The sequence below is a fragment of the Flagellimonas sp. genome (assembly GCF_965222555.1).
GTDB lineage: Bacteria > Bacteroidota > Bacteroidia > Flavobacteriales > Flavobacteriaceae > Flagellimonas.
This window is the reverse complement of the sequence record NZ_CBDCUG010000005.1, coordinates 652,896-667,161: the sequence shown is the minus strand read 5'-3', so window position 1 is coordinate 667,161 and position 14,266 is coordinate 652,896. Positions and strand designations below refer to the sequence as shown.

General features: G+C 37.8%; 10 protein-coding genes. 7 read left to right on the top strand and 3 right to left on the bottom strand.

Annotated elements, in window-relative coordinates:
• Nucleotides 1-58: 58 nt before the first annotated feature.
• The 4 genes from ACOQO1_RS11485 to ACOQO1_RS11470 all read left to right on the top strand — a co-directional run bounded on the left by ACOQO1_RS11485 (nt 59) and on the right by ACOQO1_RS11470 (nt 3,622).
• Nucleotides 59-1,492: a sulfatase gene (locus ACOQO1_RS11485; RefSeq protein ID WP_420603018.1), complete on the top strand. Its 1,434-nt coding sequence runs from the start codon at nt 59-61 to the stop codon at nt 1,490-1,492.
• Nucleotides 1,493-1,893: 401 nt separating this feature from the next.
• A complete protein-coding gene (locus tag ACOQO1_RS11480; RefSeq protein ID WP_420603017.1) occupies nt 1,894-2,367 on the top strand; it encodes a hypothetical protein in 474 nt (157 codons plus the stop codon).
• Nucleotides 2,357-2,557, top strand: a complete 201-nt coding sequence (locus ACOQO1_RS11475) for a helix-turn-helix transcriptional regulator (protein WP_420603016.1) — start codon at nt 2,357-2,359, stop codon at nt 2,555-2,557. Before ACOQO1_RS11480 ends, ACOQO1_RS11475 begins: the two co-directional genes overlap by 11 nt.
• 108 nt (nt 2,558-2,665) lie before the next feature.
• Nucleotides 2,666-3,622, top strand: a complete 957-nt coding sequence (locus ACOQO1_RS11470; protein WP_420603015.1) for a hypothetical protein — start codon at nt 2,666-2,668, stop codon at nt 3,620-3,622.
• 546 nt (nt 3,623-4,168) lie between these two features.
• Here the strand turns inward: ACOQO1_RS11470 and ACOQO1_RS11465 are convergent.
• Nucleotides 4,169-6,406 carry a hypothetical protein gene (locus ACOQO1_RS11465; protein WP_420603014.1) on the bottom strand — a complete coding sequence of 746 codons (2,238 nt, stop codon included), beginning with the start codon at nt 6,404-6,406 and terminating at the stop codon, nt 4,169-4,171.
• Between the two features lie 236 nt (nt 6,407-6,642).
• Complete coding sequence (locus ACOQO1_RS11460) at nt 6,643-8,505, bottom strand: tetratricopeptide repeat protein (protein ID WP_420603013.1); 1,863 nt, start codon at nt 8,503-8,505, stop codon at nt 6,643-6,645.
• Between the two features lie 661 nt (nt 8,506-9,166).
• Here ACOQO1_RS11460 and ACOQO1_RS11455 point away from each other — a divergent pair.
• From ACOQO1_RS11455 to ACOQO1_RS11445, 3 genes are read left to right on the top strand one after another with little or no spacing between them, the layout of a single operon-like run.
• Nucleotides 9,167-10,750 (top strand): hypothetical protein, encoded by a 1,584-nt coding sequence (locus ACOQO1_RS11455; RefSeq protein WP_420603012.1) that lies wholly within the window; start codon nt 9,167-9,169, stop codon nt 10,748-10,750.
• 48 nt (nt 10,751-10,798) lie between these two features.
• A complete protein-coding gene (locus ACOQO1_RS11450) occupies nt 10,799-11,380 on the top strand; it encodes a hypothetical protein (RefSeq protein ID WP_420603011.1) in 582 nt (193 codons plus the stop codon).
• A complete protein-coding gene (locus ACOQO1_RS11445) occupies nt 11,380-11,967 on the top strand; it encodes a hypothetical protein (protein WP_420603010.1) in 588 nt (195 codons plus the stop codon). Before ACOQO1_RS11450 ends, ACOQO1_RS11445 begins: the two co-directional genes overlap by 1 nt.
• Nucleotides 11,968-12,451: 484 nt before the next feature.
• On the opposite strand, the gene ACOQO1_RS11440 is transcribed toward ACOQO1_RS11445, so the two are convergent.
• On the bottom strand, nt 12,452-13,795 hold the full coding sequence (locus ACOQO1_RS11440) for a hypothetical protein (RefSeq protein WP_420603009.1): 1,344 nt from the start codon (nt 13,793-13,795) through the stop codon (nt 12,452-12,454).
• Nucleotides 13,796-14,266 lie beyond the last annotated feature (471 nt).

The following is a 14,266-nucleotide window of genomic DNA, read 5'->3' as shown; positions in this document are numbered from 1 at the left end:
GTAAGTTATTTTACCGTATCTGACGTCCTCATAAAACAAGAACGAAATAGGTGTAAATATGTTTAAGAAAGTCATTGTTTTTATTTTTCTAACCAGCACTTTGACATGTGCACAACAAAAAAAGAAACCCAACGTATTATTCATCATTGCAGATGATCTTACAACAACAGCGGTGTCGGCTTATGAAAATAAAGCATGTAAAACCCCAAATATTGATAAGTTGGCTTCCGAGGGGGTAAAATATACCAGGACTTATTGTCAATATCCCGTTTGTGGACCTTCAAGGGCATCTTTTATGTCTGGGTACTATCCTACTGCTACAACAACATATGGATATGTGAGTGGTCGCGAGAATATTGGGCCTGATAGGAAAACATGGTCTCAATTATTTAAAGATAATGGATATTATACAGCAAGGGTAAGCAAGATTTATCACATGGGTGTCCCCATAGATATAGAACGGGGATCCAATGGTCAGGATGATGAAGCTTCTTGGACGGAACGCTTCAATAGCAAAGGTCCTGAATGGACTGCCGAAGGTGATGCGGAATTGGTTCAAGGAAATCCAGATGGAACACTGCCCAGGGCAGGGGGAAATGTGATGACCATTGTAAAAGCTAATGGTGACGATCTTGTGCATTCAGATGGAAAAACTGCTATCAAGGCTTCCGAATTAATACGTGCACATAAAAATGAGCCCTTTTTTATTGCGGTAGGTTTTGTTCGCCCACACGTGCCTTTTGTAGCCCCAAAAGAATATTTTGAACCTTATCCATATAAAAAAACAGTAATGCCCAAACAGATTGAAAATGATTGGGATGACATACCTGAACGTGGCATTAATTATGTAAACAGTGTAAAGCATAAAATGACAGCGGAGCAAGAGAAAAAAGCCATAGCTGCATATTATGCTTCGGTGTCCTACATGGATGCCCAAGTGGGAAAAGTGCTAAAAACATTGGAGGAAGCAGGTCTTGAGGATAATACCATAGTGATTTTTACGTCCGATCACGGATTTCATTTGGGAGAGCATAGATTCTGGATGAAGGTGAGTCTGCATGAAGAATCTGCTCGTGTTCCCATGATTATTAAAGTACCGGGGAAAAAACCTGCGGCATGTCATTCGTTTACAGAACTCGTAGATATGTACCCAACCGTTGCAGAACTTGCTGGACTGAAAACTTCTAAAAATCTACAGGGGAAAAGTTTAGTGCAAACATTGGACAACCCAGGACATAAAGTTAGAGACATGGCTTTTTCGGTAAGTCAGGGGGGCAAGACGTTTCTGTTGCGTACGGAAAAATGGGCCTATATACAATACGATGAAGATGCAGGTTCAGGAATAGAATTGTTTGATATGGAAAAGGACCCAAAACAGTACTACAATCTTGCTGAAGATTCTAAATATATGGACGTTGTGGATGATTTTAAGCGTAAACTAAAGGAAAAACTACAGGAGGTAAGAACCAATGACCTGGGGATAGCTTATTAAGTTCAATTCAAGAAGAGCATAAATTCCGAAGAGAATGTATTCATTGTTGGTAACATTGCAATTAATATAAATCTGGACAATGGTCATTTGATAGTACTTAGGTTATCCCCTTAAACTGCCAATAAGCTTTGTTACAACGGAGTTTATGGCAAGTATTCCAACGATTATTATCTATACCTAAGATTGCATGAAGAATTATCTGGTACTCTTAAGAGGTAATGTTTTGTTTTCCTAATGCTGTTAAACGTCGGTTGTGTTAAGGATACTTGCTTGTTCACTCTTATGTTAAAGGCATAAAAAGACAAGAAAACACTACTATAAGTATTATTTATTTGTCTAAATGTAAAATAAACTTTACATTTGAATATTTAAATACTTATACTAACATAAAAATAGCGGTTATGCATACTAATTATTTGTTGCCTAATAAATACAAGGTCTTTGGGTGGATATTGTTCGTTTCAGGGATTGTTTCAGGAGTATTGACCTATTTGATCCCGTTGGAAACAGAACCTCTAAAAGTGAAGGTTTTATCACTATTCGACAATTTTTCTGGAGGCCCTAATGAGATGGAATACTTTAAAATTATTGAAAATGGTATTGCTTTTGAGTTAATTCTTCTTGCCATTATTTTTGGAGGGTTGATAATAGGCTTTTCTAAGGAAAAAGTTGAAGATGAATTTACTTACAAGCTCAGAAATGACTCTTTGGTTTGGGCAATAATCTTCAATTATTTAGTACTGGCTGCATTGGTCATTTTTATTTATAAATACACCTTCATGCATGTTTTGGTCTTTAATATGTTCACACCACTACTATTTTTTATTGTCCGGTTTAACTTTTTGAAGCTTAAAAATAGAAGTCATGAAGAATAATATAAAGGTGCAAAGGGCAATTCACAACATGACGCAAGCTGATTTAGCGATGAAAATAGGTGTTAGCAGACAGACGATTAATGCTATTGAAAAAAATAAATATGTACCATCAACTGTACTTTCATTAAAAATTGCACGACTTTTTAAGACCCCTGTTGAGGATATATTTTCTTTGGATGATACTGAATAGCACAATGCAGAATTTATAAGAAGGTGTTTTAAGGACTGGATAGAATTAATGTTCTACTGTTTCAAATCATAATAAATAACGCATAGTATTCATAACAAAAATTAAAAAATGAAAACATCTCTTTTTTTAGCCATAATATTAATCCTGTCATGCAAAGACAATTTAGAAAAGAAAGAAACTTCGATTTCGGGAAAATTGGTTTCTTCAAATTCTAAAATCATCTATCTGAACGTAATTGATCATTTTGATTATTTTAATGATGGTTATATAGTTGATTCAACTACCGTTGCTGCTAACGGGGAATTTAGGTTTAACCGGAGAAATTTGGAATCGAAATTAGTTTCCTTGACCACTGAAAAGTTTAAGCCAATCACGTATCAGATATTTAGAAACGCACCTCAGACCTATTACTTTGGGAGTTGCGAAAAATTCTTTACCAACACACCTTTTTTTTATATTACAAAAGAAGAGTCTATTCATATTGATTGGTACAAAAATAAGAGTGTGGACAGCATTAGTAGCCCCGACAATTCGGGATTTTTACAAGTCAAGATGAGAGAGTTTTATTTGAGTTCCAAAGTGAATGAGGTTGGTAATTTGGATTATGACAGCAAACAAAATATTGAAACGAATTGGGAACAAATGTTGGTTGAGAGAAACCATGACCTAAAAGCTATCAACTTGGATAATGCTAACCTTGAAAATAGTTTTGATAATTATCTATATACTGAAATATACCTAGGACATTTGAACCAATTTTTGAACTGGTTCGAAGAATATTATCCTGAGAAGGTTGAAGCTGCTATAAACAATTCTGAGTTGAAAAACGTCTATTCGAGTGTTTTTTCAGAATACCGTAGTCATAGATGGAATTCAAAAAGCCTTGAATATTATAAGTTCACAGAACGTTATGTAAATCACCATATGAATATTCAATCTAAATCTTTTGAACATTATTATACCCCGTCTGAAAAGAAACGAAAGCTTGCACAGCAGGTGTTAAGTGATAAAAATAAAGAAAGATATCTAAGCCTAATCGATGAACAAATGAAAAATCTTTTCTAGAGCAAAAGGACTGAACTAACATTAAAGTATGTGAAAGCCAAAAGGAGTCATCTTAATTTTTTACCCGTCTCACATTTGGTTTAACGAAACGGGATGTAATTTGTGCTGTTCAGTGTTGGTTATTAAACCATTTTTTTTGACGATGGTAGCTCGCTTTTGATGAACTTGAATTACTCGTTATGGTTGGATTCATGCTTGTCAGAAGTTATGAGGACAAATGTTGAGATTCGCACCGAATTCCGCGCCTTTTATGGGTTTAGATAGTATTTTTGGAACTGAATAAAATAAAAAAGCCCGTAAATCATTGATTTACGGGCTTCATGCTGAAATTTAATAAATTTTCAGCGGTCTGGACGGGACTCGAACTTTTCTTGAAAATGCCTTGTATTAAAGGGTTGCCAGACGGTGCATTTTTGGACTCACCGCACGGCTCACCTTTTAACAAAGTTTAACATTTCCATGATTGTCTTTATTGGATTTTGGTGAGCAATCAGACAACAAAGCGAACTTAGTTTAGGATGACTCCGCATATTCAAAAACTTTAGCCTATAAATCCGGGACCAATATTTTGACAATGGATTTTGGGTCAAAAAGATTAAAACTTGCCACATTTGTTCGTTCCCCACCCTGTTCAATAAAGAAGATAAATTCATTGCTATTATGATTTTTAATGAATCCAACCCCTGCAAAATCTGAATATGATTTTACCTGATTGGCAATATCTTGTTTCAACTGATCAAGGCGGTCAAGTATTTCTTGAGTTGGCACAGCATCAAAAATGGCCTGGGCACTGATCATAATATCACTGGTTTCCGCAATGAACTTAACGTTATCCGCTGCTGTATTAAGTTGATTGACTTGAGTATTGGTTAATACTTGAAAATTTAGGCCAACATCCCTATTTGTGGTTAAGGGTACCAAGCACCCTGTGATTTTCCAATCACTTTGTATACTGGCAGTAACGGTCTTATTCACGTGATTTAAGCTTGCTAATTGCCGCAGGGACGCTTCAAGTTCGGTCCTCGTCTGGTCATTGTCGTTTTCATTGTTTACCGCATTGCGCATCCGAATCAGGGCATCCTTATAAGGTTTGACTATAGTGTTGACCACACTTGGAATATTATCACTACAGAGAACCCTTCCGCGTTGATCAAGCTCTTGTCTGGCTCTTCTACGCCCTTCATCAATCCCTTCAGCTACTTTATCATCTATCGTTTGTAAAGCTGTAGAGATTACTCCTGGTAAAACTTGTCGTAACCCTCGTAGGCTCAACTCAAATTCATAGTCAGAGACAGCTTTTTCCAAATTGGCAAGGGCATCTTGGGCAACGGTCAAAGTCGAATCAATTCTTTGGGATATTTCCACATCCAGGCCAGAAACAAAATCGGTCGGTGCGCTGACCACCACTTCACTCTCGTCTTTTTTTATGGCCGCTTGTACGGACCATTCTTTATCGTTTTTAAAGTATGTACCCCCTATTTCAAACGCAGGATTGGAAAAGCGCATGGCTCCCTCAATACCCTGTTGGTTGTTTGGTGTTTCAATACTAAAGGTTCCCTCAACCCCAATATCAAAAACTCCATCTTGGTTTACATAACCATCTGCACTCAAACTGCCATCGGGTTTAATAGGGATAAAATTGGGATACCATGATAAATCCGGGTCTACTTCACCGTTTATAAAAGCCCTAGCTTCAATGCCATTATTGGTAGAAGCTTCGGCAACCACTGCTGCACTTCCTGAGGCTATCGGAAAACCGAAGGAGATGAACGAATTAATTTCAAGCGCTAGGTCCATCTTTCCGTTGAAACCAGAGCGATAACCAACGCCAATATTAGAGGACAAGGGGTCTTGTAAATCAGCGTCAATACTAAAACCTTTGTTCTCGTACAAGAGCCCACTCATCTCAACTATTTTGAAGAGAGAGGCGGAACCACCCACTACGGTTTTGGCACCAAAGCTTACCACATCATCAACCGGATTGGTGGGCTCGTAAACAATATTACCCCCAAAAGAACCCCCAAAACTAACACCTAACAATCTACTATCATTGCTACTATTACCATTATCTCCTCCATTATTATCACCACCGTTATTGTTGTTGTCTTCTCCATCCCCGCCAGCAATGCCACCTCCAATAGAGAAAAAGAACATTGGATCTGTATAATCTGTTATAAGGGCTATACCGGCACTTCCCGGGCTTATTGAAAGTGGTTTGGTAGCGTTGGGATCATTATTGACTCCAATTTTAAGCTCAATATTGGCTTGTATGTTGAAAACAAAATACGATCTATCGTCCTTGAGAACAATTTCAAAATTGCGGTTTTCATTTAGATATTTCCCGGAGTAGAATCCAATATCGGCCTGGAGCGGTTGTGCGAATTCAAAAAAGTTTTCCAGCGGAGGTACTTCAACATTTCCAGTTAAACCTTTTAATGTACCATCATCATTAAACGAGACATTGATATCGGCATTTTCGAATACAACTTCTCCAATAGAATCCAATGGAATGGTCAATTTACCCTCTAGCATATAGCCATCATCCGTTTCGGTGACAGTTCCCTCTGGCATAAATGATTCTTGGTTAAGGCCTGTAGCCGGGTTTTCGCATTTATCGGGGCATTCGTCGGGATTGGCACAAGGGTCATCACAAGGTTCTACTCCAATTGGGTCAGTGGGGTCTGGCACTACAACATCTTCAATATCTTCGCTACCGCATGATAGGGTTAACGCAAGTATGAGCAAAAGACCTAATTTCTGAAAAAGAGCGTTTTTGGTTTTCATAATCCTTTTGTTTTGTGGGTTAAACTTGATTGGATTTTGTGTGACTCGCTCGGTAACTGTCCGGAACCCTTAACCGAGCAAGACCACAAAACGGTTGTCATTGCTTAGATTGATTTTCAATGACATCCCAAACTTAGAGTGCTAGTTTTCAGTATAAAAAAATGCTGTGGGGACAAAAAGGGGACAAGCCCGTAAAGCCTTGTTTTATTGGGTTAATGGGAAGTAGCTACTAGTGATTAGAGCGCCGCAATAGTGGTTTCCAAAGAATCTTGACGTTCTAGATTCATTTTTTTGCGAAGGCGTTGGCGGGCTTTTTTAATGCCCTCGCCGGAAATGTTCAAAATATTGGCGATTTCTTTGGATGAAAGATTCATTCGAATGAGTGCCATGAGTCGCAGTTCACTTTTGGAGATGGTGGGATAGGTCTGTGCAGCGTTTTTGGAGAAATCTTTATGTACCGCCTCAAAGTATTGGGTAAAGCTTTGCCAATGTTTATCGTCTTGTTGGTCAAAAGTAATGGTACTGATAAGCTCTCGGTAATCGCTTGACGTTTCTTTTCCTTGTATCTCCGTTACCCTTTGCTTTAAGTTTTCCAGCACTTCGTTCTTTTTTGCAAGATGAAGGGCGTGGGTGGTCAATTCTTTCTTTTTAAAAGCCAATTGGGCATCAACTTTTTCTTTTTCCAGCTTGTTTCTTTTAACCTTTTGATGAAAGCCATAGAAGCCCAGGCCCAGTACAATTAGTGAAAGGCCTAATCCGCCTCCTAAGAGTAATTTTTGCTGATAACTTATTTGAGCTTCTTTCTCCAAAACGGCGATGTCCTTTTCTTGCATGGCAATTTGCTGCTCTTTTTTTTCTGTTTCGTATATCGTCTTAAGTTCCCCTATTTGCTGTGATTTGGTGTTGTTATATATGGAATCACTTAACTGTTTATGGTATAAATGGTCATCATAGGCCAATTCGTGGTTATTTATCCTGGCGTAGAGCTCTGACCTCCCTTTATAAGCATTACTCAGATTCGCTTTCGAACCCCCTTTATTGATATGTTCAATGGACTTAGAATAATAAGAAATTGCCAAATTATTGTTGTTCAACCCGGCATGTACTGCCGCCAGGGCATTATACCCTTCCACCATTTTGTTTTTGGCTCCAATTTTTTCGGCAGTTTCAATTCCTTTAGAGATATAGTCTATGGCATCACTTGGTCGATTCGATTTGGCATACGCATTTCCCAAATTGGTTAGAACGGTAGATTTGAGGCTTTGATTTTTAATGACCTTGTTTACCTCTAGGGCTTTTCCCAAATACGCAATAGCCTGTTCATAATTTTCAAGCGAATAGTAATTGAGACCAATGTCATTTAATACATTGACTTCGAATAATTTATCATTGAATTCTCGGTATACTTTTAGAGCCTCCAGGTTATACTCAATACTTTTCTCGTAATTGGCTTGAATGCTTTCTGTGCTTGCCAGCAAATTCAGAGCATCGGCCTTTTGGATAGGCCTGTTCAATTTTTCAAGAATCCGCAGTTCTTTGATAACCTGCTGTGTGGCAATTCTGTAATTCCCTTTAAATTTATGTATCAACCCTTTATTATGGTAAAATGGAATTAATGCTGTGCTATCACTGCTATGTTTGTTTAAGGTAGCTATACCCTCGTCTAAAATTTTAAGCGCCTCGTCATAATTGCCTAAATTGTATTCTACACCCGCAAAATTTCTGATGGCTACCGCTTCTAATCCATGGTGTTCAATATCTTGAAAAATGATTCTGGCTTTGCTGTAATCTATTTTGGCCGAATCCAAGTGGGAGCGATATTCGTCTAATACCCCAAAATGCAAGTAGGCCATTCCCACTCCTTTTTTGTAATCGAGTTTTTGGGATAATTCTAGCTCTTCAATAACGTACTTCTCTGCTTCCTTTAGATTATTGTTCAAGTAACTATCAAAAAGAAGTTTAATGGTGCCGATTTTGGATGTGTCTTCAGCTTGACTTTGGTATACTTTGAGTAAGCTATCAAGTGTTTTGGTATGTTGGGCACTGGCAATGGATGCCATGAGAAATGCGAATACTATATAGAGCGATGAGGATTTCATAGAGGTCGGTTTACCTTTTAAAAATAAGCAATTTCAACCAACGCTCTGTAAAAGAATTGATTATAGAAACGAGCGGTCAAAATGTGCTTTAACCTCAAAAAATATGGACTCTTAGTCGTCCACTGTGGGAATCTCATTTTTGTACATCTACAGAGTGTACAAGGCTGGATTCGGAACGTTTTGAATTAATTGGAACTCTATACGGGTATTTTTACATTTGTATCGGATCCTTTTTTTGAACTTTGTTTACTCATAATATCTTGTTTAACTGTTAATAAAAAGATTTCATCTTTGGGCGTCAAGGATGGTTGATAAATCCATTAGAAGTGGTTTCTAGTAAGTTTAGGGTAGTAGGCGACCAAAGGAAGCCCACTCACCCTTTAAGGACGCTTAGAACCGCACAGAATGATTGCAGTGTCAGCCCGCCAGGATACCATTGAATTAGACAAAACCCCCAGTTTTTTTAAGGTTTTGGTGCAATAGTTTCTTCATTTCATAATATAACTTTGGAGCATTAGGAATCTTTTGAAGATGCACTCCCCTAATATCTTCTTATAACATTCGTGATTGTTTCGAATCAATCAGATCATCTTGGATTCCTAAACCAGTTCAACTGAATAAATAATCAGTTGTTTTATTATTAACCCATTAAACATTTTTAATGAAACTTATGACCAAATTTTTACGCCTGAGTCTGTTTTGCCTAATCATTGCAAGTTGCGACAGCGAAAATCCGTACATCGAAAATTTAGAAAATTCATCAGAGCTTGACAATGAGGTAGAACTGAAGTTCGACTTGGACAGCTTTAGCGAGGCCAAGAATATTCCTAAAGGGAATCTCGTTGTGGATTGGGAAAATCGTACGACCCATAACATTGATGGCAACACATGGTATGAGTATTCAGTACAACAGCAAGTAATTCCAAGGATTGAGGATGCGCAGATTACAAATATCGATTACACTTTATTGGCACATCATAATGAATCAGGGGAGGTTAATTACAGCATTGTCAAGATAGATTCACATAATGGAGAGGCACAGAATTCATATTTTGGTCTTACACAAAGAGTTTTTACGGGAACAGTACACGTCTTTGATGAAAATGGTTATGTCCAGATGGCACAATACTACAGAAAGGGCGCTCCGTATCAAGGTGTAATCACGGAGGGTACCAAAGATGGCGCAACTTTGGCCGTGGGGGGTACCGCTCGGTGTCATCAACGAGGTAGTGTTTGTGACGGCAACAACAATTGCAGGGAACCCCAGACAACTGGTGGTAGTTGCGGGGGTGACAGCGGTGATGGGACCACCTACGGTTGGCAACGGGTGACAACCACAACAGATTGGTACATGGACCGTAATGGGGACAGAGTGGGCCAACTCAATGAGTACAGTAATACCACTGTGGAAACAAGTTATAATTATGTTCCCTATTCTGGTCCTACCAATCCACCTGCCCAGTATAATTACTACAACTATGGCGCCAACGATTTTGAAGGGACAATCACATATCCTGTCAAAGTTGCCACCACCACCAAACCTTCTAAAATAATATTTAAGATAGACGACAGTATGTATTGTCAAAAGAAAGTAATCTTTTCCTCTACTATAAATGACAATATCATATCTCAACTAATCAGTGACGTATTTGATAAAAAGGATGAGTTCGAACTTGAATACTCTACGGCAGACTTAACAGGTTCAAGGGCACATACGGATTTTGAATTGGACAGCAATGGGAATATCGATAAGTTCGTAATAGTCTTCGACAACAAATTCTTGGAGGAGGCGACCGAACTCGCCATATATGGTGTAGCCATCCACGAAAATATCCACGCCCTTTTATATTATTTTATCGAAAATGGAAATATCACTGAAGATGATGAGCTTTCAGATCTTTCCTCGTTGGCCGAGGAATATGTAAAGTACAAAGTATCCAAGGAGCGAAATGAGACTTATCCGACGAACTACATGAATTATTATCACCATCAAGCCCTATCGTTCATGGTGGAAGACATCGCGGATGCAATTGAGGAATTCGGTGAAGCCAGGGGATATAACCTTGACCATGAATATTATGAGTATCTTGCATGGAACGGTCTGGAAATGACCTCTACATTCGCTACGCAGTTCTCCGACCCAGAAGAGCAGGGGAACTTTGAATTGGCCGTCGAGAATGTAGTGGACGCGGAGAGCACAAATTACTTGGGAATGGCAGAAGGTAGACCTTGCACCAATGATTAGTATCGTTTTGTGAATATGAAATATAGCTTTTGCTTTATATTAATTTATTTGATTACCGGCTATATGGATGCCCAGGAATGTTTGGGCATCCATTCCTATAATAAGTTCGTCAGTGAAAAGATTCTTGAGCACCAACTTGAAGTAGAGGCACATCTCGATACACTTGTCAAACAAGGTATAATCACGCAAAGGGAGGCACAAATTACATTAAGGTCCAAGTATCCTCGCCCCTTGGTCCTTGAACGAGAAAAAATCGATAGCGAATTAAAACAAGATCTCCAATTTTTCAAGGATAGGACCACACCTTTCAGTGTTTACCTTTCGGAACATTTTGGGAGCAGTATTATGGATTCTGTCATTGCTAGGGTCGTTACGGAAAAAAGCCACCATACATTAAAGGACCTGGACAAAGAAATAGCAGTGTCCGATGATTACTCAAAGACCTATTTTGGTTTTTCCTCTCCCATACGATTGGACAATGGACACTTTCTCCTTTTCATGTACTTGAAAAAACACAAACCGACGTGGTACCGTGACAAAAGGGCCTATGTCGTAAAGTGTGGAAGTAACGGTACGATAGATACTGTAGCGCAGTTTTACGTCTGGCACCCAAAATATCCCAACTTCTGATGATGAAAAATTTAATAAGAATATTGCTCTTATTTTTTGTTTGTTCGGGAGTCGCTCAGCAATGCCCCAGCAATGAGGGCTATAATGGCTTCTTGATAGATCGAGTAACAGGTAAAAGACAGGCGGCAATCAAACACCTGATGGTACAGTTGATGAGAGGGGTTGTCGACCATGCATATATCGAAGAATATCTTGAACGTGAATTTCCCTATCCCTCTAAAATTTACAACAAACAAATGGGCAGGGAATTAAAAACGGCCATGTTGAAATCCAAAAAAAGAGGTGGATCCTTCTACAATGGCATCTCTAAAAACTTTGGTGAAGATGCCTTCAGGACCCTTATAAAGAACATTCCAAAACAAATCAACCTTAATGCCAACACAGGGCTGGAGGACGAAAAATTCATCTCCTTTGTCTGCGAACACTGGTCCTACCGCTTTTCACCTGCTATTAATATGGGTAATGGTCGTTACGTGATTGTCATGAAAAACGAAGAACGTCCCCAAAGTACAATCGCTTATGTTGTAAGTTGTGAGGACAATCGACTTAAAATCGTCAGTTCTTATTACCTTTCTTTTCTGCAATAGGTCTTTAATTGTGAATGCCATTTTTGCAATATCAAACAAAAATCATCATTTGATATAAATAGGGGGCATGTAATCTTGCTATGTCAATTATTCTATTTTATGATGCAAAATGTAATGCTGAATAACCAATCATTTAATTGAACTTTTCAGCCATAATTAATTATCCATAATGTAATCAAAAGAACATTCCCCTCATTATTCTTAAACTCCCCTCCAACCTTCGACAAATTGAAACATTACGAATAGATAAACAATTAAAGAAAAAAATATTATTCCGAGAATGAAATAAATTTTGGCATAAGTGGAGTTTCCATCTTTTTTTCTTATTTCACGGGCAGTCAAAACAATCATAGTAATAAATAGCAGAATCAAGATAGTTATACTCATATCCTTTATTTGAATTTTTCCAATCTTAAGAATAGTAAATCATCATTTTTTACAAATAATATAGGGTGGGAAAAGCGTAATGCCTACCCTTTTCGTTTTAAAAAGTTAATTCAATTTTCTGTATTTGAGGTTTTTCTCTTATCTCCGTTCGATAAGCTTTATACTTGGAAACAATCATAGGTATTGTTAAACAAATTGCACCAACTACAGCGCAATAAATTTGGATGTTACTCCCTGACATGGAAGCAGAGGTTAAAGATGAACCACCACTGACTAATTGCGAGAACAATTCAGAACGCCCATATTTTATGGTTGTGTCAATCCGCTTACTTCGAGATACCAGTTTACTTATTTCTTCGCAATATTTTATCAGTGTTTTCTCTAATCTCTCTCTGTTGGGAACAGACTGGACATACGAATAATCAAGAAGTGCCTCAAAATAAGGTTCGCCTCTTCCCAATCTTACTTTTAGAATCTTATCGGGTTCAATCTTTCTTAGGATATCAATTGGAGGTAAAGTTACATCCAACTTAAAAGGCTCATTGATTTCAATTGCAGGTTGATCGATGAATATCGTATCCGCCAAATAATATGAATCAGGTTTGTATGACGAAAAATTAACACACGCGCCTAAATTTTCAGCCAAATTCTTGTGATGGCATTTGTTTAGCCATGACCATAAAATTTTCAGTGATAAAAATTTCTCAGAGTCCTGTTCCAAGAATTTCAAATTATAATCTAGATGAGTCCCTTTGTTGATATTAAAGTTTACTCTATTTTTTTGAGCCACTGATTTAATATTTCTTGCAATGGCAAAGAAAGCCTCTGAACGACTTAGCCCCCCATTACCTGTAATCGAAATTGCTTCTTTTATGCTCGAATTTCTCCATTCCTCGGTTGCCTGCCATACTCGAGTCCTAATCTGTATGGAATCATCATTGTCAACGTTGCAAATTGGGATATGATCACCCATGATAAATTTTTCCACAAGATTTTTATATCCTTTGGCAAATTCAACATCAGTGATATCATTTGTTTCCAAAGCACCTTCCTTATCTAAGCCTTTTTGAGAGTTTTTAATGAATGCTTCATAAGTTGGATTTTCTAATATCTTAACATCCAAATTATGTTCATTTTTACCATAGAATCGGTCACTGGACAGCTCTTTCAAATTATCGAAGAAAGACAGGTTTTTATTTCGAATTGTAGGGACAATAATACCTTCTTGTGAGGCTTCTTCAAACAAAGAAAATTGATGAAAGGGATTTTCCAACACGTGACTTCTTAAGTATCTTGAATTGATATAATATGCATCCTGTAGTACCAGTTTCCTTTGAAATAGAACATTGTATATCAAACTCTCCTCGAATGATTGACTGTCAACCTCCATCTTATTGGCCTCGTCAGCTGCGTTAAAAAAACTGATGTTTTTCTTTTTCATTGGCTTACAGCACTTGAATAAATTATGGGTTTTGGTGTATATTTTTTGCTTTCAGTTTTGTTTGAATTTTAGTAAAGATAAGATTCCTGAATTCGAAATTGTCAAAAGAGGGAGGATTACGGTTAGGAAGGACACGTCCCCAAACTAAAAAGAGCCTTGCTTTAACCGCCAGGCCCTTTTACGAGAACACTATATGAAAATGAAAAAATTACTTTCTGAATTATTACATGGTAAATGTAGATGGGTTGCCAAAGCAATTGAAATGATTGTTGTAAACCAAACCAGAACTGTGGTGAACTGGGGAAAGTTGGCAATTGTATGAAAGTTTATTTGAAGTTGCCTTTCAAACAGCAGTGGCCATAAGCAATGCCTTATTTAGTCGTCTTTATTGTTCAGGTGTCGGTATCAATTGAATCACTGAACGCTGAAGACAATTCGGTAGGGCGTTAGGAATCTTTTAAACATACTATT

Excerpts from the sequence above, each read along its gene's own strand:
- ACOQO1_RS11470 (WP_420603015.1), top strand. The coding sequence starts at position 2,666 with ATGAAAACATCTCTTTTTTTAGCCATAATATTAATCCTGTCATGCAAA.
- ACOQO1_RS11465 (WP_420603014.1), bottom strand. The coding sequence starts at position 6,406 with ATGAAAACCAAAAACGCTCTTTTTCAGAAATTAGGTCTTTTGCTCATA.
- ACOQO1_RS11460 (WP_420603013.1), bottom strand. The coding sequence starts at position 8,505 with ATGAAATCCTCATCGCTCTATATAGTATTCGCATTTCTCATGGCATCC.
- ACOQO1_RS11445 (WP_420603010.1), top strand. The coding sequence starts at position 11,380 with ATGATGAAAAATTTAATAAGAATATTGCTCTTATTTTTTGTTTGTTCG.
- ACOQO1_RS11480 (WP_420603017.1), top strand. The coding sequence starts at position 1,894 with ATGCATACTAATTATTTGTTGCCTAATAAATACAAGGTCTTTGGGTGG.
- ACOQO1_RS11485 (WP_420603018.1), top strand. The coding sequence starts at position 59 with ATGTTTAAGAAAGTCATTGTTTTTATTTTTCTAACCAGCACTTTGACA.
- ACOQO1_RS11475 (WP_420603016.1), top strand. The coding sequence starts at position 2,357 with ATGAAGAATAATATAAAGGTGCAAAGGGCAATTCACAACATGACGCAA.
- ACOQO1_RS11440 (WP_420603009.1), bottom strand. The coding sequence starts at position 13,795 with ATGAAAAAGAAAAACATCAGTTTTTTTAACGCAGCTGACGAGGCCAAT.
- ACOQO1_RS11455 (WP_420603012.1), top strand. The coding sequence starts at position 9,167 with ATGAAACTTATGACCAAATTTTTACGCCTGAGTCTGTTTTGCCTAATC.